General features: G+C 44.0%; 26 protein-coding genes and 1 pseudogene. 25 read left to right on the forward strand and 2 right to left on the reverse strand.

Annotated elements, in window-relative coordinates; all coding sequences use genetic code 11:
- Positions 1 to 3 precede the first annotated feature (3 nt).
- From AMS66_RS08270 to AMS66_RS08320, 13 genes are all read left to right on the forward strand, one after another.
- A complete protein-coding gene (locus tag AMS66_RS08270; RefSeq protein ID WP_053780340.1) occupies positions 4 to 780 on the forward strand; it encodes a hypothetical protein in 777 nt (258 codons plus the stop codon).
- A 64-nt stretch (positions 781 to 844) separates the two neighbouring features.
- Complete coding sequence (locus tag AMS66_RS08275; RefSeq protein WP_053780341.1) at positions 845 to 1,546, forward strand: hypothetical protein; 702 nt, start codon at positions 845 to 847, stop codon at positions 1,544 to 1,546.
- A 70-nt stretch (positions 1,547 to 1,616) separates the two neighbouring features.
- Entirely contained in the window at positions 1,617 to 2,039 is a 423-nt protein-coding gene (locus AMS66_RS08280; protein ID WP_144424447.1) for a hypothetical protein, read from the forward strand.
- Between the two features lie 297 nt (positions 2,040 to 2,336).
- Entirely contained in the window at positions 2,337 to 2,897 is a 561-nt protein-coding gene (locus tag AMS66_RS08285; protein WP_053780343.1) for a GNAT family N-acetyltransferase, read from the forward strand.
- Positions 2,898 to 3,010: 113 nt separating this feature from the next.
- Positions 3,011 to 3,511, forward strand: a complete 501-nt coding sequence (locus tag AMS66_RS08290) for a PH domain-containing protein (RefSeq protein WP_053780344.1) — start codon at positions 3,011 to 3,013, stop codon at positions 3,509 to 3,511.
- Positions 3,508 to 5,043 (forward strand): PH domain-containing protein, encoded by a 1,536-nt coding sequence (locus AMS66_RS08295; protein ID WP_053780345.1) that lies wholly within the window; start codon positions 3,508 to 3,510, stop codon positions 5,041 to 5,043. Before AMS66_RS08290 ends, AMS66_RS08295 begins: the two co-directional genes overlap by 4 nt.
- A gap of 95 nt (positions 5,044 to 5,138) precedes the next feature.
- Positions 5,139 to 5,501 carry a DUF3139 domain-containing protein gene (locus AMS66_RS08300; protein WP_053780346.1) on the forward strand — a complete coding sequence of 121 codons (363 nt, stop codon included), beginning with the start codon at positions 5,139 to 5,141 and terminating at the stop codon, positions 5,499 to 5,501.
- A gap of 11 nt (positions 5,502 to 5,512) precedes the next feature.
- Positions 5,513 to 6,292, forward strand: coding sequence for a Cof-type HAD-IIB family hydrolase (locus AMS66_RS08305; RefSeq protein WP_053780347.1), 780 nt, complete (start codon positions 5,513 to 5,515; stop codon positions 6,290 to 6,292).
- 104 nt (positions 6,293 to 6,396) lie between these two features.
- A complete protein-coding gene (locus AMS66_RS32280) occupies positions 6,397 to 6,567 on the forward strand; it encodes a YHYH domain-containing protein (protein WP_144424448.1) in 171 nt (56 codons plus the stop codon).
- Between the two features lie 126 nt (positions 6,568 to 6,693).
- The gene (locus tag AMS66_RS32675) at positions 6,694 to 6,855 is read left to right on the forward strand and encodes a hypothetical protein (RefSeq protein ID WP_160319676.1); all 162 of its coding nucleotides are present in this window, start codon (positions 6,694 to 6,696) and stop codon (positions 6,853 to 6,855) included.
- Positions 6,855 to 7,517: an HAD family hydrolase gene (locus AMS66_RS08310; RefSeq protein ID WP_053780348.1), complete on the forward strand. Its 663-nt coding sequence runs from the start codon at positions 6,855 to 6,857 to the stop codon at positions 7,515 to 7,517. The genes AMS66_RS32675 and AMS66_RS08310 overlap by 1 nt, the downstream gene beginning before the upstream one ends.
- Positions 7,518 to 7,579: 62 nt before the next feature.
- Positions 7,580 to 7,897 (forward strand): NUDIX domain-containing protein, encoded by a 318-nt coding sequence (locus AMS66_RS08315; RefSeq protein ID WP_053780349.1) that lies wholly within the window; start codon positions 7,580 to 7,582, stop codon positions 7,895 to 7,897.
- A 292-nt stretch (positions 7,898 to 8,189) separates the two neighbouring features.
- On the forward strand, positions 8,190 to 8,771 hold the full coding sequence (locus AMS66_RS08320; protein ID WP_144424449.1) for a hypothetical protein: 582 nt from the start codon (positions 8,190 to 8,192) through the stop codon (positions 8,769 to 8,771).
- A 62-nt stretch (positions 8,772 to 8,833) separates the two neighbouring features.
- Here AMS66_RS08320 and AMS66_RS08325 read toward each other — a convergent pair whose 3' ends face one another.
- Positions 8,834 to 9,994, reverse strand: coding sequence for a glycosyltransferase family 4 protein (locus AMS66_RS08325; RefSeq protein WP_236703276.1), 1,161 nt, complete (start codon positions 9,992 to 9,994; stop codon positions 8,834 to 8,836).
- 262 nt (positions 9,995 to 10,256) lie between these two features.
- Here AMS66_RS08325 and AMS66_RS08330 point away from each other — a divergent pair, with 262 nt between their 5' ends.
- The 3 genes from AMS66_RS08330 to AMS66_RS08340 are packed head-to-tail and all read left to right on the forward strand — an operon-like array spanning position 10,257 to position 11,688.
- Positions 10,257 to 10,826, forward strand: coding sequence for a DMP19 family protein (locus AMS66_RS08330; RefSeq protein WP_053780352.1), 570 nt, complete (start codon positions 10,257 to 10,259; stop codon positions 10,824 to 10,826).
- Between the two features lie 25 nt (positions 10,827 to 10,851).
- Complete coding sequence (locus AMS66_RS08335; protein WP_053780353.1) at positions 10,852 to 11,388, forward strand: AAA family ATPase; 537 nt, start codon at positions 10,852 to 10,854, stop codon at positions 11,386 to 11,388.
- Positions 11,389 to 11,397: 9 nt separating this feature from the next.
- Entirely contained in the window at positions 11,398 to 11,688 is a 291-nt protein-coding gene (locus tag AMS66_RS08340; protein WP_201782153.1) for a hypothetical protein, read from the forward strand.
- A gap of 97 nt (positions 11,689 to 11,785) precedes the next feature.
- On the opposite strand, the pseudogene AMS66_RS08345 reads toward AMS66_RS08340, so the two are convergent.
- Positions 11,786 to 12,049 (reverse strand): annotated as a pseudogene (locus AMS66_RS08345) (sporulation protein); the annotation flags it as partial.
- A 170-nt stretch (positions 12,050 to 12,219) separates the two neighbouring features.
- Here AMS66_RS08345 and AMS66_RS08350 point away from each other — a divergent pair.
- The 9 genes from AMS66_RS08350 (at position 12,220) to AMS66_RS08390 (ending at position 18,995) form a co-directional block, all read left to right on the forward strand.
- Positions 12,220 to 12,894, forward strand: coding sequence for a class I SAM-dependent methyltransferase (locus AMS66_RS08350; protein ID WP_236703297.1), 675 nt, complete (start codon positions 12,220 to 12,222; stop codon positions 12,892 to 12,894).
- A gap of 21 nt (positions 12,895 to 12,915) precedes the next feature.
- The gene (locus tag AMS66_RS08355) at positions 12,916 to 13,458 is read left to right on the forward strand and encodes a hypothetical protein (protein WP_053780356.1); all 543 of its coding nucleotides are present in this window, start codon (positions 12,916 to 12,918) and stop codon (positions 13,456 to 13,458) included.
- Positions 13,458 to 13,997: a GNAT family N-acetyltransferase gene (locus AMS66_RS08360; protein WP_053780357.1), complete on the forward strand. Its 540-nt coding sequence runs from the start codon at positions 13,458 to 13,460 to the stop codon at positions 13,995 to 13,997. The genes AMS66_RS08355 and AMS66_RS08360 overlap by 1 nt, the downstream gene beginning before the upstream one ends.
- Positions 13,998 to 14,045: 48 nt before the next feature.
- Complete coding sequence (locus tag AMS66_RS08365; RefSeq protein WP_053780358.1) at positions 14,046 to 14,570, forward strand: YfiT family bacillithiol transferase; 525 nt, start codon at positions 14,046 to 14,048, stop codon at positions 14,568 to 14,570.
- 36 nt (positions 14,571 to 14,606) lie between these two features.
- Positions 14,607 to 15,110, forward strand: coding sequence for a GNAT family N-acetyltransferase (locus AMS66_RS08370; RefSeq protein WP_053780359.1), 504 nt, complete (start codon positions 14,607 to 14,609; stop codon positions 15,108 to 15,110).
- Between the two features lie 269 nt (positions 15,111 to 15,379).
- Positions 15,380 to 16,093, forward strand: a complete 714-nt coding sequence (locus tag AMS66_RS08375; RefSeq protein ID WP_053780360.1) for a class I SAM-dependent methyltransferase — start codon at positions 15,380 to 15,382, stop codon at positions 16,091 to 16,093.
- 78 nt (positions 16,094 to 16,171) lie between these two features.
- Entirely contained in the window at positions 16,172 to 16,912 is a 741-nt protein-coding gene (locus AMS66_RS08380; RefSeq protein WP_053780361.1) for an SDR family NAD(P)-dependent oxidoreductase, read from the forward strand.
- Positions 16,913 to 17,304: 392 nt separating this feature from the next.
- Positions 17,305 to 17,994, forward strand: a complete 690-nt coding sequence (locus AMS66_RS08385; protein WP_053780362.1) for a response regulator transcription factor — start codon at positions 17,305 to 17,307, stop codon at positions 17,992 to 17,994.
- Positions 17,991 to 18,995 (forward strand): sensor histidine kinase, encoded by a 1,005-nt coding sequence (locus AMS66_RS08390; RefSeq protein ID WP_053780363.1) that lies wholly within the window; start codon positions 17,991 to 17,993, stop codon positions 18,993 to 18,995. Before AMS66_RS08385 ends, AMS66_RS08390 begins: the two co-directional genes overlap by 4 nt.
- Positions 18,996 to 19,033: the final 38 nt, after the last annotated feature.

Genomic DNA, 19,033 nt, shown 5'->3' on the forward strand with positions numbered 1-19,033 from the left:
GACATGGATACTTTTTTAGAGCAAATCAACGAGTTGCAAGAGCTTCAAAAGGATTTGGTCAGTATACATCCCTTATTCAGAGAGCATTATCCTGTGGTTGTGGCATATGAAACTTTGTTATATATCTATGATTATTCGTCCAAAACGAAGCAATATGAATGGGTAAAAACCGTTCCGGATGACCTGAATATTCCCGATGAATGCCTAGCGGCATTTCCGGTGCATCACATGGGCGAACGAATATGCGCTGTGGTGACAGATGCGGCGTTCCGAAATTTTGAGCAGAAAGTCTACCTCTTTCATGAGTTTGTCCATTGTTACGTATATGAGCAGTATTCCGACATTGGCGACCGACTTGAGATCAAACGTAAGATGGAGCAAATCAAACGTGTAACATGGGAACTAGATTATGAGTTTCCTTATGACAATGAGATTGTTACCGAGCGGATCACTTCGTTGCTGTCAGCCTTGAAGAGTAAGGATCTCTTGCAAGTGAAAGAGGCGAGAGTGGCCCTGTTTAGCTCTTTGAGTGAAGAACAAGGGGAGTACTTCAACTGGCTGGAGTGGAACGAAGGTTACGCGCGATATATGGAGAATCGGATTCGGGTGAAATTGGGACTGGATATCAATCACCTTGGGGATTCAGGCCCGTTTAATCGTCTTGTTTTCTATGAATGCGGGTCGGAATACATTAGCCTGCTCGTGAGTGAACAGCCGGATCTTCATACGGATTTGGAGCAGTTATTTGAGACGATACAAGCAGAGCGAGTGCGGGGTTGAGTATAGGCTAGACTGATTTTCTTTTGTATGTGTAGCAGATTTTGCGAAAAAGGAGAATATCTCTATGCCACTGCCAATGGTTCATTTAAATGTTGCTGTTCTTTTTGCCGAATCCATGCAAACACATGTAGAACGAGGTTCGTTCTATCTGGGGAATATCGCCCCTGACTCTATTCATATGCGCGAGGGTTGGACGAGAACGGCTAAGGAAAACACTCATTTCAACCCTAAGGATAAGAATGAAGGAGATTACGTTGAGCAACTAAAAGAACGTTATTCTACCTATATTCAACAACACGCTGATGAGGGATGGAAGTGGTTCGTGCGGGGCTACTTTATGCATGTCCTGACGGACTTTTACTGGTTTCGGAGTGTTCATCCGCAATTTGTGGAGCAGGTTACCATTACGGATCAAAATTCGGGTATGAACCGGACCAAGGATGAACTTGGACGTCTATATTACCAGGAGACAGATCAGATTGATTTTAACCTCTACCAACAGGCAAATTGGAGTGAAGAAGTCTGGCAGATGCTTGAGATTACGCCTGGCTATGATGTTGCTGATTTGTTAACTGCAGAGGAGATTCTGGGCTGGCGGGAGCGTACGTTTTCCTTTTTTAATGAAAGCGCCAACGAACCGGGTATAGTTCCCAAATTCATTACGGACGTAAAGATAAGTGCTTTCGTGGCCGATACCGCCCAGCGTTTAAAAGTGCTGCTCCAAGGATGGGACAACAAGTTGCAGCATGCGAACATAAGCATCTAGAGCTAAATACAGATGATTACGTAGAGAGTGAGTACTAAATGTTTAGTTGAGCCGGGAGGTATATATGCTAATGAAAAAAGCAGGGATTCTCTTAGGTCTCTTCGCGGTGCTCCTTGCAGCCTGCAATCCTCCAAATGGAACTAATTCTAATCCGAAAGAAGCTCTACCTTCGCTCGTTACATTAACCTGCAACCCAAACTTCACAATTGAAGCGTGCGTGGATGTGGAAATCGAAGATCCGGTTGAGATTGGAATCGTAATCGAGGCTATAAACAAAGCGGAGCGTATATCAGGAATTCTTGATTATAGCGTGGAGTACAAGATGAATTTAACAGATGCAGATGGCTCCATTACTATGTATGATTTTTCTATAGGTAAAGATCCCAAGCAGTCAGCCCTTCTGGTCAACCATGAGGATACCCACGTGGGATATAGAATATCTATTGAGGATGCAAACCAGTTGAGGAAACTGATTCAGAGTCATACGGACTAACATATAAGCCTACTGATTACATCGGTAAGTCAGTTTACTATATAGGTTTAACATTAAAATTACACGATAACGGAGAGGACAGAAAAAACCTAAAGAAGCGAAGCTAAAAGCTTTCTGAAAGAAAGCTGCATCGGAAGCATACACTTCGCCTTTATCCCCGGATTCTCCCCTTTGAAAATAGGAATCAAAAAAAATCTGGGGATAACAGCGATCGGAAGAGTGTTCTGTCATCGGAGTGGTAAGTGTAAATATCCCTTAGTTTAATTTATATAGCTATCGAAACGGAGAGACGGTCATATGAGTCACCTGATTACCATTCAAACTTTAACATCATCGGATATGGAGAGTGCCTGCCAGGTATTCGAGACATCCATTACGAATGCATTTATACAGGAGGGGCTGGGTTCCCTTCACGAAGACATACGCGATGAAATTGAACACAAAAAACTGATGCTTCACTCAGCTTTGCATCCTGACAACAACAAGGATTCGAATGTCTTCTTTCTGCTCGCCAAAAGGGAAGACACCGTCGTGGGCACCATTTCCTATGGACCTTGCGGTGAGGAGATTCAAGAATGCACAAACAACCAACTGAACCAAATAGGGGAACTGGGTAGCCTCTACGTTTTGCCAGAGGTCCAAGGTCAGGGGATTGGCTCTGCTCTTATTCAGGCCCTGGCTACTGAACTTCAGAGCCGTGAGATTACGCAATTTTGCCTGGATAGCGGTTACAGGACAGCTCAGAAGAAATGGCAGCGAAAGTTCGGAGAACCCTATGCCGTGGCAAAGAACTATTGGGGTGAAGGAACGGATCATATGGTGTGGTTATGTGAAGTGAAGGATTTTGCTGCAAAATAAAATGACCCAGAGATGACGACCTGTACTGGACAGGGGTCATCTCTTTTACTAATTAAATCTTTCTGCATCTATATGGGACTATTCTTCGTACAGAAAGAAAAAGGAGTGAATATATGCAGTACATACAGTGGAATACACCTGAGCAACGTTTATCCCCGAATGCCATAACCATATGGAGAATCAGTGCGATCATATCCAGTGGAATAGGTCTGATCGTGCTTGCAGCACTGTTGGTTCTGGATTCTATCTATGGATGGAAGTCGTGGATTGGTTGGTTACTGTGGGGAGTAACTACCATTTCGGTGCTGTATGCCGTGTGGGAAATTTTTATCCGACCTTCATTGTTATACAAGCATTGGTACTACGATGCGAATGAGGAGTTCTTGCAATTGAAACACGGGGCTCTAAAAAAGGTGCATCAGATCATTCCCATGGCGAAAGTACAATCGGTTACAACGAACCAAGGTCCCCTTTTGAGAAAATATGGCCTATATTCCGTATCGGTCGGGACGATGGGGTCATCTCATAACATTCCGGCGTTGCCAGAGGAAGTGGCCCTTGAATTGCGTAATCAGATTGCATCCTATGCGAGGATTAACGAGGTGGATGAATGAACGAGACGAAAAGACAACATCCGTTAGCCATGCTCTGGAGTTTATGGAAACTGGTGAAAAATTCTTTTGCATTTATCGTTTTTCTATTTATTCTCCGTCATGGCTCGGCGTCCACGTGGATTATGTATGGCAGAATCGTCTTTTATGTGGCTATCGCGTTTAGTGTGATAAGCATCATTTGGAGCTGGTTTACACTACGTTATACCGCAGATGATAAGGCTTTTCAGATCTACAGTGGGGTGTTCAATCGCACAAGAAGAACGATACCCTATAACAAAATTCAGAACGTGAACCGGCATACGTCGCTGTTTCATCGTTTGTTCCGAGTCACATCCATTCGTTTTGAGACGGGCATCAAGGGAGAAGATGCTACTTTTCAGTTGCAAGTCGTTTCACTTTCGGAATCGGATCGGCTTGAAAAGGTAGTAGCGGGACATATGTCGGAAGCGAATGTCGCAAGTGATGCTGTAGAACAAAATGGGGAACCCGTGACACCACCTGAACACATAACATTGGAAGAAGATATTCCCTCGACCGTAAAAGAAGAGCTTGAACGGAATGTTCATTACCAGTCCACCCGAAAGGATATATTCAAAGCATCGTTTACCTCACTCAGCTTTCTGGTACTTATTCCGATTCTGGGATCTCTCTATTCGTCGATAAAAGATTTCTTTCCTGATGAAAAAGTGACGGAGAGCATCGTATTAACGTGGCTCGATACCTGGTGGATTACCGCATTGATCATCACAGGACTTATCGCTATTTCCATTATATTGGGTATTGTCAGAACCTTTGTGAAGTATGGCGATTTCCAAATATCCTCTGATCGCAAACGTATCTATATTACGAAGGGCATGTTGGAACAGACCGCCTTTTCGATTCTGAAGGAACGAGTCCAGGCGGTGAAAATCACGCAGTCTCCGATGAAAAGGCTGCTAGGACTGGCAGAAGTGGAACTGACTACAGCAGGTGGTTTGGGAGAATCCGACCAGGAGGTTAACTCGCTCTATCCTTTTCTGCCTGTAAAACAAGCTTACGATATGATCTCGGAGATTTTGCCATCCTATCAGGTTACGCAGGAGATGCAGAAGCTTCCACGAAAATCATTATGGCTGCGCATGTTGACACCAAGCTGGGTGTGGATCATTGCAACGGGTTTACTGTTTTATTTCAAACCGGTGATTCTGGGACGGGATCAGGCATGGTGGATGATTTCCGCTATTCTGTTACTGTGGGTTGTCATATGCAGATTTGCTGATTTTTTCCATACACGATACGTCCTGAATCAGAACTTTATCCAGTTGCGAACCGGTGCATTAACCTCAACCCTATACATCTCCAAGCGGGAGAAAGTCATTGAGGTACACATCACCCGGAATCTGCTTCAACGCTGGTTTGGTGTCGCTTCGGTTCAAACGGTAAACCGTGCCAAACCTGTTCTGCATCACACCGTAAACGATATTTCGCTTGAGGCCGTAGAATCGTTTCAGTTGTGGTATATGGATCGGAGCCAGAACGTCCAGACTCGATAATGTAAAGGCTAGTGCAGGAAGACTACTAAGTTAACTTTGCACTTGCCTTTTTTATTGAAGACCGATGCTTGATTGCTTATCTTAGGAGGTGTTTGATGGGTAAGAGGAAAAAATACGTACTGCTGTGGGTGCTGACCATAATGGTTATTTTGGTACTAACCCCATTTGTATATGTGCAAGTAAACAAGCTGATTTATGCCCATAGAGTTACTGAATACTTAATCGAGGAAAAGAAATATACCCAAGAGGAAATTGAATCCGTGGAAGGAATATGGAATGTTAAGCTTCCGCCTTTTTCTGCGTTGGTTAAATTTAAAGATGAACCGGATGTTGAATATATTTATTTTGCTCATAATGAAGTCCTGCAATTTGGTCATCGTATCTCTGAAGAAGCGCAAAGAAGAGGCAAAATCAAATCCGATCTGAAGCATGTTGCACCAACAAATGACAGTGAGTAGGAGGTGTTCCATTGATTAAGATCGTATTTATGGACGTGGATGGTACGTTACTTAGTGAGAAGGACCGAAGTCTCTCCACAGGTACAGAGGAATCAATTCGAAAATTGGTTCGTAGGGGTATACAGGTCGTTCTAGTCACCGGCAGACCCTATAATTTATGCGGAGAGTTCAGGAAACTTGGGATTGATACCCTGGTTTCGGCTAACGGCGCATTGATCAAGAGTGGTGATGAAGTGATACATAAATCGGTGCTTTCTGCACGAATGGTTAGAGAATTCAGTGAATTTGCCGAGCTGAACGGAAGCAGTATTTCTTATTTTACAGAGTCATTCGAGATGAATGGTTTATGCACAACGGATGTGCGTGTCACCGATGCATTGAGAGATACGCTTGGTCTGATGGAGTACCCCTTGAAAATCAGTTCTTTGGAACAGGAAGTGTATTGCATTTGTTTATATGCCGATCAAGCCGAAGCGGAGAAATTCCATTCCAGATTCCCTGCATTGAAATTCGTGAGGTTCCATCCTTATGTGTCTAACGTAATGGAAGAGAACGAAGTATCCAAATCGATTGCGGCAGGGAAAGTGCTTGCCCACCTGAATATCTTGAAAGATGAAGCGATGGCTTTTGGCGATGGTGAAAATGATGTTGATTTGCTAGATTACGTGGGGCTCGGCATTGCGATGGGAAACGGAGGAGATCGCATCAAACAAAGTGCGGACTATGTCACACTGCGAGCAAGTGAGGATGGCATCACACATGCGTTGAGGAAGTTTAAAATCATAGAATAAGAAAATTTTGGAGTAATAAGGATATCCTAATTATGGGTTTTCATGTAGAATGATGGAGGATAAATTAAAGCCCTAAAGCATAGGGTGTGATCGAAGGGTGACGTATGAAAAAGGTTGTTATTGTAATTTTGACTCTTGTCGTACTTATTGGTGTATCTTCTTCTGCTTACGCCCATCCAGGCAGATTGGACAAAAATGGTGGACATAATTGTTCCGCGAAATCCAAACAAAAAGGTCTTTGTACAGGCTACCATTATCACAAAAAGAAGAAATGAAAATGAGTTTTACAAGGTAAACCCAGCCCAGGTCTAATCTATGGTTGGGTTTGCATGTTTATAATTCATGGTAGTGTTGCAGATAACAGAATAGACTAAACATTACGTTTGAGGTGAGTAGGTATTATGGGGTTTATTGGGATCATTTGTGTAATTATTATGACGGTCACACTCATCAGTATAGAAAGTAAAACTAAACGGTTAATTCAAGAGCAGGCCGAAACCAATCGGAAACTGGAGTTACTGTTGAGAAAAGAACGTTTTGCAGATCAGAAAGGAGAAGCCTAATGGATCATATTAAAGCGATTATTTTTGATTTGGACAATACGATTCTAAACAGAACAAGTACCTTTGAAGGATTTACCCAGAGTTTGATCAACACTTATTTTGCCCATCTTGAGACTACTGATGATATTCTTAAACGAATTATTGAGCTGGATAAGGACGGTTACAAGGACAAAGATGTGTTGTTCAACGAGCTGCTCCACGAATTGCCTTGGGCTGAGAACCCTCCTCACGCGGAGCTTATGGAGTTTTATGGCAGAGAGTATGTGAGAAGTGCTGTTCTAATGGAACAGGCGCGAGAAGTGGTGCAGCAACTAAGAGGAAAATATAAAATAGGTTTGATTACCAATGGTAAAACCGAGATTCAGTACGGTAAAATCGATCAACTCGGCATCCGGGATGATTTTGATCATATTATTGTTTCGGAAGAGGCTGGGGTCAAAAAGCCTGATCCTCGTATTTTCAAACTGGCACTGGATCATTTCGGCATCTCTCCCGAGCAATGTATCTACATTGGAGACCATCCCGTAAATGATGTTGAAGGAGCGGCAAAAGTAGGCATGATAACGATTTGGATGAAGGTCAATCAGCCTTGGCAGGACAGCATTACAACCAAACCATTGCATACTATTGAGCATCTTGGTGAATTAAAAGGGCTGCTCTAAGTGGAGACAGTCAGATTAGATTCAAAATTACACTACATAACAGAACATCGAGGAAGGCGCGCATGGAGATCAGACAAATGGCTACGGCTTTTTTGAGTAATGGAAACGACATGTTGATGATGAAGAAGGCAGGCAGCAGGCTGTTCGATTTTGAGTTCTGGGGTGGTATCGGCGGGCATTTGGAGCACGGCGAGCTTAACTCACCAATGACTGCCAGCTACCGGGAGATCGAAGAAGAAACAGGGTTTAAGCAGGAAGATGTGGAGAATTTTCGGCTTCGATATGTTTTGTTGCAGTATAGCGACGGTGAAGTTCGGCAGCAGTTTGTATATTTTGGATACCTTTGGATGAGCTGCTGGATTTACATACATCCATCCTGATTAGAGCTGCAATCCGGCACTTTTTACAGAATCAGGAGACCGACGAGATATGGATCGGGAATGTCCTAAATGGAGAAAGGGCAGCGACCAGACCAAGAGTAGAATGGAGCATTATGCAAGACTCCATATCATTTGAACCCGTTGTGTAATGTTAGACGTCTTGATTGGGAACGCAACCTATTTCGGATCAAAAAAGCCATACGTTTAACCGGTAGGCGGCTGTTAATAAGAGCGAGGGTATTGTCCATCCCCGCTCTTTTTTAATGATGTAATCAAGGGAAGGAGAAAAATAGTGAGATCCAACTTACAATATAACAAATGGTTCAAAAGATGCCTCTTTCTACTACCAACGGTTGTATTGCTATATTTGCTGGTTCAGTTTTTTCCTTATACGAGTCTAATGAGACTAATCATGTTTCCCCTGATTGTGGCGATCAATGCAGGCATTATCTTCATTGCAGCACAAAAAACAGAAAAGAAAGTATCCAACACGCTGAAGGGGACATTACGAAATGTATTAATCATACTCCTAACCCTACTGGTTACCATCGTGCTATATCCTCAGGCATCCGATAGACACATTGTCGTTCAAATCAAAGATGGAATACATGCCATAAGGCATTATGAAGATATCACAACAAAGGATCTCAGGCTCAATAAAGATCAGAGTGGGAGAATTATTGGGGATTCCAATGAGCGATATGTTGTAGCGCTTTATAAATTTAGCCAGGACATTCCGATGGACGGTTCATTTCACATCTATGAGAAAGCAGGAAACAGGACCTTCAATCCGGTGATTAATAATGTGGAGCAAATCCCTGAGAAATTGATGGGCTTTCATAAGCTGATGTGGTGGGTCATGGAACATAATTGATCTGTATCAGAACGACGCTTTAATTTTCGGCCACATCCCTTAATTCTGATCGTGAATGCTGTTCAAGCTGTAATAATTCGATTTTTCGTGCGTCTTCTCCGATTCTCAATGGCTTCCTCATAATCCCCGATTAACCCGTCAAAAATGTGATCCCACGAGCGCTGCTCAGCAAGCTTTCGTCCTTCAATACCCATATTTCTTAGTTGTTCCATATGATCACCCCAAAGGCATATCTCCCGAATCAATGCATCCGCTTGGCCTGGCTCGAACAGAACACCGCTTCGATGATGTGCGACCAAGTCTTTTACACCGCCACCATTCGCTGCGAGAACCGGCAATCCTGAAGCCATCGCTTCCAGCACCACATTGCCAAATGTTTCTGTTGAGGAAGGAAACACAAAGAGATCTGACGAAGCATACATAACAGCAAGTTCCTCACCATGCAGATACCCTGTAAAGGTGACATTGGGCGGGGACTGCATACGCATTTTGGGAAGTAATGGGCCATCACCTACAATGATCCAGTGCACACGGGATTGCATATGTTCAGGTAACTGCTGCATGGCAAGGGTGAGGGTAGCGATATCTTTTTCAGGAGCAATTCGTCCAACGTAGAGTAAAATTAGAGGAGCCGTTATATTGTAGCGAGTACGGATATCGGAGCTTCGTTTATAAGGTGAATACAGGCTGCAATCGATTCCGCGGGACCATAACTTCAGACGCTGAATGCCTTTCGATTGCAATGAGTTTAAGGTTTCTTGAGACGGTGTTAATGTTGCATCACAGGCCCGGTGGAACCATTGGATATACTTCCAGTAGAGAGGAATTATGCTGTTCAACCTGTAGTATTCAAGGTAACGATCGAAGTGGGTATGGTAGGAGATGACATGAGGAAGCTGGTGCTTGAGCGCATATCTGAGACCGAGAAGGCCCATATTGAATGGGGTAGCAATATGCAGAAGATCTGGCTGAAAGGCTTTTAATTCTTGATGAATGGATCTCCGGTTAGGTAGGGCTATTCTACATTCAGGATAGAGGAAAAAGGGGATGTTGGTAACCGAACGGGCCGTTGCGGCGTGATTGCCTTCAATAACTGACTGCGGCGTAAGTAGCAGATGCTCAATTCCTTTGCGGTTTAACTGGTTACTTAAGCGGTGCAGCGTGCCGGCAACACCATTGGTATCCGGAACATAGGTATCGGTGAACAAGGCCAGGCGCATCATTACCCCTCCCATGACTCTTGATGACAAGATCATAACAGCGGATCATTTTCCAGAGGTCAAGTGCAGGTTAACTTTTTCTGTATTTCATGTAAAGTGTGCGAGCAGCGTGATCTGGTGCAAACTTACATCGGATAAACTTATATAATATATTCTGCTATGATGTAAAGGCGTTTTGTTACACTAGTTCAGCGATTGAAGGTTTGTCTGAACAAGTAGTGATTCAGTGTGAAATGAGATAGAGAGATACAGGAGGCAGATAGAGATGAACAAATTACAGGAAGAATTGCAGCAATTGTTACCCTTGGATCAGCTTGAAAGCATGTCGGGTGAAGAAGTGGTGGGGAGTGTTGCCATGGATCTTTATCGTGCTGAATTTGCGACCATCCGGGAATGCGGACCGGAACTTCCGCAGGTGTTGCGAGATACCATTTTGATCGTAGATCTGGATACAGAACTGTCCATGAGTGGCATTACCGGTTTTCTTGAAAATGCGAGCGGGCAGTTTCTGGGTGAAACGACGGAAGCGATGCAGCGCATAGGCAATGATGCAGATGCAGGGATCTTGAAGAACATCCAGCATATGTTATCCGAAAGTGGTGTAACACCTGAGCAATTAAGAGAGAATGTGAATTCACTCTCCGAACAGGATGTAACGACAACCTTGAATACGCATGGTCAACAGATCCATGAGGTATTGCAGCAGGTTGAGGCGGAAGCAGGTCATTTAAGCATGCAATCGGATAACGAGGAGGTATTTGAACTTCTTTATCAATATGTGGATACAAACAAAGATCGCTTGAAACAGGAGATGGAGCACCTCATGTCTAATTGAATCTGACACGTAGGAGAGTGTTACGATGATTGTGATGATTAATGGAGCATTTGGCTCGGGTAAAACCTCTGCTGCAACCAAGCTGCAGCCGCAAATTCCGAACAGCATGATCTACGATCCTGAAGAGATTGGTTACATGTTAAGAAATGTGATTGTGGATGACGTGAAAATGGAAGAGGAGAAAACGGACGATTTTCAGGATATGGAGCTGTGGAAAGTCCTTACCGTGAAAGTCGCCCGTGAAATCAGGGAGAAGTATAACAAACATCTGATTGTTCCAATGACCATCTACAAGACAGAGCAGTTCAATTACATCCATCGGGGTCTGAAAGAGTTAGATGCTGACCTTTTTCATTTCACACTGATGACATCTATGGAAACATTACATGAGAGATTGTTGAAGCGCGGGGATAAGCCTGAGAGCTGGACTTTTAAACAAGCGGCTAAGTGTGCCGAAGCATTCCACGGAGTACGCTTTGAAGAGTACATTCAAACGAACGACCAAACAACAGATGATGTGGTGAATTTTATAATTTCCAAAGTGTTATCAAACTGTAAATGAGGAGGTAAAATGATGAGTATCAACAAACGATTAGGTGTGGAATCCCTGTTGGTAACTTTGCTATTCACACTGGGTTTTATGGCTTGGAATGTCGTTCAAGGAATGTTATTGACACTTAATCATGTACCTGAAATGAACAACGATTCATCCGTCACCATGTTGCAGTCCGAGGTTGCTTTTGGCTCCATTACCCGTTGGGATACCACTTCCATTCTGATTGCTGCTGTCGGATTCCTCTTGCTTGTTGCTGCATACTATGGTCTTCGTTCGGGGATACAGCGCTGGACACAGCGTTCTTGAAGTAGGCTGTTTATTAATAAGGAAGAAAATAGACAAAAAGCAGTTCTATACCAGAGGTAGCTGGTAGAAGAACTGTTTTTTCGTTATTTTTAATAGATTATAAATGCTTGGAAATGACTTCTTCCAGTCCTTGGGCGACCGAATGTGCACCACGTGCAAGATTTCTCTCATAGAGATGCAGACGGACAAAACTCTCGTCCGTGCCCATCGCTTCGGAGAAAATGCCACCGAGCCCACGTGCGCGGCAATCGATCTGAAGCAACAGTTCCAGTGAATCTCCCATGGGATAGAACAGTACTTCCAGCTCATCCAAATAACCACGGAACTTGCTCGTTGGCATGAATTCAAATTCCTGTACAAATGGAAGATTACCACCGAGAGAAGCGTTTCAAATTTTAACAAGCACAAGATGAGAATGGATAAAACCTTTCTTGCGAGAAAAAAGTTAATTTATTGAACAGGAAAATCGACTTACCAGTGTCGAATGTTGTTTAATATGGGATTTTCTTCTGGGAGGAATATCTATTGGGTATGGAATGGTATGACATGATCGCACGGCGTAACGGAGGATACAAGGGCAGGTCAGTATTTACCTGGGAGGGTAATTCGGCAGAAGATATATTTGAAGCGCGCTTGATGCAGTTGCTGCCTCAGCATAAATCCGTGCTCGATGCAGGTTGTGGTCATGGTGAATTTACATTAAAAATGTCGGCCTATACCGATCATATTACGGGTTTTGACAACTCGATGGAACTACTGCGTATTGCCCAAGCTGGGCTTGAGGCCAGTGACGTTGGAAATGTTGAATTTGTCTACGCCACAACTAAGACGGATTTGCCTTTCGAAGACGAACAGTTCGACCTGATCTATGACCGCAGAGGACCTACGTCCATTATTGAACATGGGAGATTGCTGGGAAAGAGTGGCGTGATCTTTGGCATTCATACCGATGTAAGTAAGGTACGAGAAAGGCTGCATACAAATCAGTATGAAGACATTGAGATTGAGGAATTCAACGAGGCCCTAATGGTTTTTCCTGATGAAAAAGAATTCGCTATCTTTCTTTCCGATATTCCCGGAAACCCGGATTACACACGGCCTGAGTACCATGAACAGCTTCAAGTTAAGCTGAAGGAAAATCGGATTGATGGGAGAATTGCTGTGCGGGAACTCAAGTATAACTGGAAGGCCGTAAGACCAACGTAAAGGAAAGGAAAACTTGAATACATGCGTAGAAGTACGATATTTTGGCTAACTGGCATTGCAATTGTTATTGTAGCAGCTTTCATTGTATATAATAATTTGGCTCCCAGCGTTACAGAGCAGAATGTTAACATGAAAGGCACGATTCGGCAGACAACTGCGGAAGAATACGAGGTGCAATTAACCATAACACGGACAAAAAAAGATAAGGGTCAGCACACCGTATATCCTTATGTACCTGGTTGGGGTTCAATATCTTTTAATGACGAACAGGACAAACGATTTATTCGACCTGCTTCTGTAGGCAGCACAGGTGCAATGGAAGCGATTCTTCGTCAAGCGTTACAGAGGCAGTCATCAACAGCGATTACTGAATTTGCAGGGTTCTCCATACCTGATGCAGCGGGCACGTACAAAATGCGTTTTACCATTCATCCTTTGGGTGAGGAGGCAGAACTGATTCGGCAACCGATGATCTATTATGTTCATCTGGAAAAATTACTAGGCAAGGACCTGAGCTGGGTCTCAGGAGAGCCTCTGGAAATCATTAAGGAGTATGCAGAGTGATGCTAATCTATCAATTAAATGAGATTATCGTACGTTTGCTGGATGAAAAAGATGAACAGCACCTTGTTCAATGGTTGTCTGACCCAGCCGTGCTTCAATATTATGAAGGCCGTGATCGGCCGCACGATCTGAATTTGGTCAGAGAAAACTTTTATAGGCAAGACGATGCTGCACATCGTTGTATGGTTGAATACGAGGGTAAACCTATCGGCTATATCCAGTTCTATGAACTGGAGGAGGAAGAACGAAATGAATATGGTTATGGAGACACAGATGAAATCATCTATGGAACAGATCAGTTTATTGGAGAAGCTGGTTACTGGAACCGCGGTATTGGCACACAACTAGTACAATCCATGTTGGCCTATCTGGTCAACGATAAGCAAGCCCGGAAAGTGGTCATGGACCCGCAATCGTGGAACGAACGAGCCATATCCTGTTACGAGAAGTGTGGTTTCAGGAAGGTCAGACTGTTACCAGAACATGAGCTGCATGAAGGGCAGATGAGAGACTGCTGGCTGATGGAGTATGCTCTATAGGCAGTGCACTGTGTATATTTAAACCATTTAACCAAGGAGGAATGATCGATGGATTTGAGATACCCGATTGGATCATTTGAACATACAGGCGAGGTCACACCAGAGCAGCGGAAGCAATGGATTCAGGATATTGCCGAGTTGCCGGAGCGCGCCCGCGAAGCGGTCAAAGGACTGAGTGAAGAACAATTGAGGTTACCCTACCGGGAAGGTGGCTGGATGCTCAAACAGGTCATACACCATATGGCAGATAGCCATATGAATAGCATGGTTCGTTTCAAGCTGGCACTGACGGAGGATAACCCCACGATAAGACCATATTACGAGGAGCGATGGGCTGAACTGAGTGATTCGCGGGAGCTGGACGTCGAGTTTTCCTTGCAAATCCTGGATGCGCTGCATCGACGTTGGGTAGCGCTACTGAACACATTAACGGATGCAGACTATGCCAAAACCTTTTATCACCCCGCTTCTAAAGAAACGACCAGACTGGACTATAATTTGGGCGTATATGCATGGCATGGCAGACACCACGTTGCCCATATAACGTCGCTTAGAAGCAGGTTGGGAATTTAGCTGTGAGATAAATAACTTAATAAGGAGAACACATCGATGATACATATCAGACTTTTGAATGAGAACGATCCGGTTGTAATTTCGCAGGCGTTTCAGGGACAGGGTTGGGCGAAATCAGCAGAGCAGTACATTCAATATCTTGCAGAACAGAAGAATGGTGAACGGGTGACTTTGGTAGCGGAGTTGGATGGTGCTTTTGCCGGTTACGTGAATGTATTGTGGAATTCGTATTACCCGTCGTTCAAGGAACAGGGCATTCCGGAAGTTAATGATTTCAATGTGCTGATCAAATATCAGCGCCAGGGAATTGGATCACGTTTGATGGACCGGGCAGAGGAAGTGATTCAGGAGCGAACTGATACTGCCGGGATTGGTGTCGGGGTATTTTTCGATTATGGCAAAGCTCAAATTCTGTATGCCCATCGCGGATATATTCCGGATGGTCAGGGCATTCACAAGCATGATCGTTATCTAAAGTGGGGTGATGAAACGATTATCGATGACGATGTGGTGCTGTATTTAACGAAGAAGTTAAGCTGATTGAATCCTTAATACAAATGACTAAAACGACGGCGGGAGATAGAGGATTTATTTCTTCTGAACGTCGTTTTTTAACATGTTGTAAATAGGCTGTTTCGGCTGGGAATCATACAAGAAAAATAGAGTTAGATTGGGTGAAAATGTTATAATAGAGGGTAGTTGATTCAGCGCAGAAACCGTGATGAATCGGGCGATTTAAAGGGAAAGAGATCGATACATAAGAGGGAATGTGCAGGATGTTTTGTATGAATTCGAGGAGGAATGTGGTTATGGAGAAGACGATTAAAAATGTCCAGGATCTATATGACATGCTTGACGCAGAATTCAGATCAGCGAAGCAATTTTGGGAACCTTTTTACGAGGATCGGGATCGGCCGATTCCCTTTTTTCCAAACAAACCGGATGAAAATCTGGTAGCACATGTGAACTCAGGGATATTACCTAGGGGCAAAGCATTGGAGCTCGGTTGTGGCCCGGGAAGAAATGCAATATATCTAACACGTCAGGGTTATAAGGTTGATGCTTATGATCTATCGGAGACAGCCATTGCCTGGGCCAAGGAAAGAGCAGTGGAAGAACAGCTTGACGTGAATTTTGAATGCAAGTCGGTGTTTGAACTCACGCCACAGGAAGAGTACGATCTGGTCTATGATTCGGGATGTCTTCACCATCTGCTGCCACATCAGCGAATTCCCTACATACAGATGATTCACAACGGACTTAAACCAGGAGGGTATTTTGGGATGACCTGCTTTGTTCCTGGATTTGGAGGTCAAGGTGGACCAGAGAGCGTTATGGACGATTGGGAGGTGTACCGTGAGAAGTCGATGAAAGGCGGTCTGGCTTTTACGGAGGAAAAGCTTCGCTATTTGCTTGAAGATCCATTTGAATGCGTGGAGTTGCGACCGATGAAGGCGATGGATCAGGATGAAGATTGTTTTGGCTTGCCCATCCTATGGGTGACGTTGTGGAGAAAACCCTAAGTGTAGTCTGAGTTCATAGGGATCATAAATTGTTTATCCAACAAATCTTGCACGGAGCAAGAGAAAGGCAGGAAGCATATGGGAAACAGATACTTTATCATTACAGGTACATCCAAAGGAATCGGCAAACAGCTCGCGGAGCTATTATTGAAAAAGGGGGATTACGTCTACGGCATTGCACGCGGAACGGCTGACATGAAGGAAGCGACTGATCGCTACAAGCATTTTCAGTATGATCTTGGTGACCTCAGTGGTATCGATGAGCTTGTCTCACACATATTGAAACAGATTCCTTTGCAAGAGGCTGAATTCATTGGGCTCATAAACAATGCAGCGATGCTGGAACCGTTGAAACCGATAGATCGGTGTAGTGCAGAGGAGATCAGTCTTAATCTGAACATCAGTTTGGCAGCGCCCATGATTCTGACTTCATCTTTTATAAAACATACCAACCACCTGACCGCACGCAGAAAAATAGTTAATGTGTCTTCCGGGTCAGGCAGTTATCCGGCACCTTCAATGGCATCTTACTGTACCTCCAAAGCCGGGATGAACATGTTCACCCAATGTATAGCGATGGAGCAATCCGGGCAACCAAATCCCGTTGAAGTGATTGCATTCGATCCAGGGATGGTAGATACTGAGCTACAGGCTGTGGCAAGAGGCAAAGGTGCAGAGGAATTTGCACTGTCTGAGGTATTCGGTCAGGTCTATAATGCAGGCCAATTAAGATCACCACAAGATGTCGCAAAGCAATTGATCGAACGGATGGAAGAAATCAGTGATCCAAGCGAGGTCCTCCATACTATGGAGGGATAACAAAATGTACTAATTTGCGTTACGAGTTGCTCCACATGGTTCCAGAATTCTATTGATGAATCTGGGGGAATGTGCCTTGTTCGATCTCTGACAATATAGTGAGAAATAATTATTTTATTTTTGACTCGACAATTTGTATTGTTCAATAAGCAGCGAAAGTAGTGGAGGGGACGAAATCGATTCTGAAGAAACGGAGTGGTCGGCTAAAAGCTTTCTAAGGAAAGCTGCATCGGAAGCATACGCTTATCCCCGGATTTTCACCTTTGAAAGGTGGAATAAAAAAATCTGGGGATAACAGCGATCGGAAGAACGATTCGTACCCGGAACGGTCATTTTGCTGTACGTTTTACTGTATAGTCAGCCCAAGAAGAACAGAAACGTGGTGAAGATATATGTTTAAAATTATGCTCATTGAAGACGATGAATCGTTATTCAGTGAAATCAAAGAACGGTTATCCCAGTGGTCATATGACGTGTATGGCGTGCAGGATTTTGGCAAAGTAATGCAGGAATACAGTGCTATTCAGCCACAGCTGGTCATTATTGATATCCAGCTTCCCCAGTATGACGGATTTCATTGGTGTCGCATGATCCGAGCCCATTCCAATGTGCCGATTATCTTTTTGTCCTCACGGGATCATCCTACGGATATGGTCATGTCGATGCACCTGGGCGCAGATGATTTTATCCAGAAGCCCTTCCATTTCGATGTACTGATTGCCAAGATCCAGGCGACCCTGCGTAGGGTATATAACTACAATACAGAGCGGATTGAACTGCGTACATGGCGTGGGGCTACCATTGAATATGTGAAAAATACACTTACCCATGACAATGAATCTGTCCTTTTGACCAAAAATGAAATGTTCATTCTCAAAGTGCTGGTTGAGCACAAAAATCAGATTGTGAACCGCGAAGATCTGATTCGCAGCTTGTGGGATCATGAGCATTTTGTGAGTGACAACACGCTGACGGTTAACGTCAATCGCCTTCGCAAAAAGCTGGAGCCGCTAGATCTGGATGGCTATATCGAAACCAAAGTTGGTCAGGGCTATATGGCAACGGAAGAGGCGGAAGCATGATTGGCAAGTACATACGAGAAAAGCTGAGCTGGCTATTGTTGCTTATAAGCATGCAGCTCATCATTTTATTTGTAGCCTATATCGACACGTCCATTCCATTCCGATCTGTAGCGTATATCGTCGTGCTGAATGTAGTGGTATGTATCGTGTTTATCTGGGCGAGATATCCAAGAGAGATTCGTTTCTATAAAAGATTAACTGCCTGGGATCATACCTATGATTCGGGGGATCTGGATATCGCTGAAAGCCCTTATGAACGGATTGTGCATGATGCTATGACTTCCCAGACCGAACGTTATCGGAAGGAATCCTCGTCTCATTTTATTTTGCTGGAGCAGGAGAAGGATGAGATGTTGACCTGGATTCACGAGGTGAAGACGCCACTAACCGCGCTGCAATTGATGATTGAACGTATGCCGGATAACAAGTTACAGGGCCAGATGACGTATGAATGGCTACGAATTCACCAACTGCTCGATCAGCAGCTTCACCAGAAACGTATTCCATTTATGCATAATGATTTGTTTGTGGAAGAAACAGCGCTTGAACCGATTTTGAATGGCGAGATTAGAGCCTTGAAATCGTGGTGCATATCCAAAGGAATTGGCTTCGACGTGTCATTACATGTGACAAAGGTGCTGACCGACAGCAAATGGTTAGGTTTTATCATACGGCAGCTGCTCAGCAATGCAGTGAAATACAGTCATTCCTCTGACATTGTTATTGAAAGCCGGGAACAGGATGGGCACATCATACTGACCATTCAGGATTATGGACGAGGAATCGAGGCTCATGATTTACCGCGCATCTTTGATAAAGGCTTTACTTCAACTCAAGGCAGGCTGGAAGGAACGGCAACGGGAATGGGCTTGTATTTGACCAGACAGGTGGCACAAGCACTTCGTATAGACATTAAGGTACAGTCTGCTCCCGGAGAGGGTACTAGCGTCAAGCTAACCTTCCCGCGAAAAAATGACATGATCCACCTTGCAAGCGTGTGACAACATTGTCACATGCTTTTTGGTTTTGTTCGGTGAAT

The organism is Paenibacillus xylanivorans, from assembly GCF_001280595.1.
In the GTDB taxonomy this organism is placed as follows: domain Bacteria; phylum Bacillota; class Bacilli; order Paenibacillales; family Paenibacillaceae; genus Paenibacillus; species Paenibacillus xylanivorans.

Excerpts from the sequence above, each read along its gene's own strand:
- AMS66_RS08315 (WP_053780349.1), top strand. The coding sequence starts at position 7,580 with ATGGAGATCAGACAAATGGCTACGGCTTTTTTGAGTAATGGAAACGAC.
- AMS66_RS32675 (WP_160319676.1), top strand. The coding sequence starts at position 6,694 with ATGGGGTTTATTGGGATCATTTGTGTAATTATTATGACGGTCACACTC.
- AMS66_RS08370 (WP_053780359.1), top strand. The coding sequence starts at position 14,607 with ATGATACATATCAGACTTTTGAATGAGAACGATCCGGTTGTAATTTCG.
- AMS66_RS08335 (WP_053780353.1), top strand. The coding sequence starts at position 10,852 with ATGATTGTGATGATTAATGGAGCATTTGGCTCGGGTAAAACCTCTGCT.
- AMS66_RS08280 (WP_144424447.1), top strand. The coding sequence starts at position 1,617 with ATGAAAAAAGCAGGGATTCTCTTAGGTCTCTTCGCGGTGCTCCTTGCA.
- AMS66_RS08330 (WP_053780352.1), top strand. The coding sequence starts at position 10,257 with ATGAACAAATTACAGGAAGAATTGCAGCAATTGTTACCCTTGGATCAG.
- AMS66_RS08385 (WP_053780362.1), top strand. The coding sequence starts at position 17,305 with ATGTTTAAAATTATGCTCATTGAAGACGATGAATCGTTATTCAGTGAA.
- AMS66_RS08295 (WP_053780345.1), top strand. The coding sequence starts at position 3,508 with ATGAACGAGACGAAAAGACAACATCCGTTAGCCATGCTCTGGAGTTTA.
- AMS66_RS08275 (WP_053780341.1), top strand. The coding sequence starts at position 845 with ATGCCACTGCCAATGGTTCATTTAAATGTTGCTGTTCTTTTTGCCGAA.
- AMS66_RS08355 (WP_053780356.1), top strand. The coding sequence starts at position 12,916 with ATGCGTAGAAGTACGATATTTTGGCTAACTGGCATTGCAATTGTTATT.
- AMS66_RS08310 (WP_053780348.1), top strand. The coding sequence starts at position 6,855 with ATGGATCATATTAAAGCGATTATTTTTGATTTGGACAATACGATTCTA.
- AMS66_RS08365 (WP_053780358.1), top strand. The coding sequence starts at position 14,046 with ATGGATTTGAGATACCCGATTGGATCATTTGAACATACAGGCGAGGTC.
- AMS66_RS08325 (WP_236703276.1), bottom strand. The coding sequence starts at position 9,994 with ATGATGCGCCTGGCCTTGTTCACCGATACCTATGTTCCGGATACCAAT.
- AMS66_RS08290 (WP_053780344.1), top strand. The coding sequence starts at position 3,011 with ATGCAGTACATACAGTGGAATACACCTGAGCAACGTTTATCCCCGAAT.
- AMS66_RS08300 (WP_053780346.1), top strand. The coding sequence starts at position 5,139 with ATGGGTAAGAGGAAAAAATACGTACTGCTGTGGGTGCTGACCATAATG.
- AMS66_RS32280 (WP_144424448.1), top strand. The coding sequence starts at position 6,397 with ATGAAAAAGGTTGTTATTGTAATTTTGACTCTTGTCGTACTTATTGGT.
- AMS66_RS08285 (WP_053780343.1), top strand. The coding sequence starts at position 2,337 with ATGAGTCACCTGATTACCATTCAAACTTTAACATCATCGGATATGGAG.
- AMS66_RS08340 (WP_201782153.1), top strand. The coding sequence starts at position 11,398 with ATGATGAGTATCAACAAACGATTAGGTGTGGAATCCCTGTTGGTAACT.
- AMS66_RS08375 (WP_053780360.1), top strand. The coding sequence starts at position 15,380 with ATGGAGAAGACGATTAAAAATGTCCAGGATCTATATGACATGCTTGAC.
- AMS66_RS08270 (WP_053780340.1), top strand. The coding sequence starts at position 4 with ATGGATACTTTTTTAGAGCAAATCAACGAGTTGCAAGAGCTTCAAAAG.
- AMS66_RS08350 (WP_236703297.1), top strand. The coding sequence starts at position 12,220 with ATGGAATGGTATGACATGATCGCACGGCGTAACGGAGGATACAAGGGC.
- AMS66_RS08360 (WP_053780357.1), top strand. The coding sequence starts at position 13,458 with ATGCTAATCTATCAATTAAATGAGATTATCGTACGTTTGCTGGATGAA.
- AMS66_RS08390 (WP_053780363.1), top strand. The coding sequence starts at position 17,991 with ATGATTGGCAAGTACATACGAGAAAAGCTGAGCTGGCTATTGTTGCTT.
- AMS66_RS08380 (WP_053780361.1), top strand. The coding sequence starts at position 16,172 with ATGGGAAACAGATACTTTATCATTACAGGTACATCCAAAGGAATCGGC.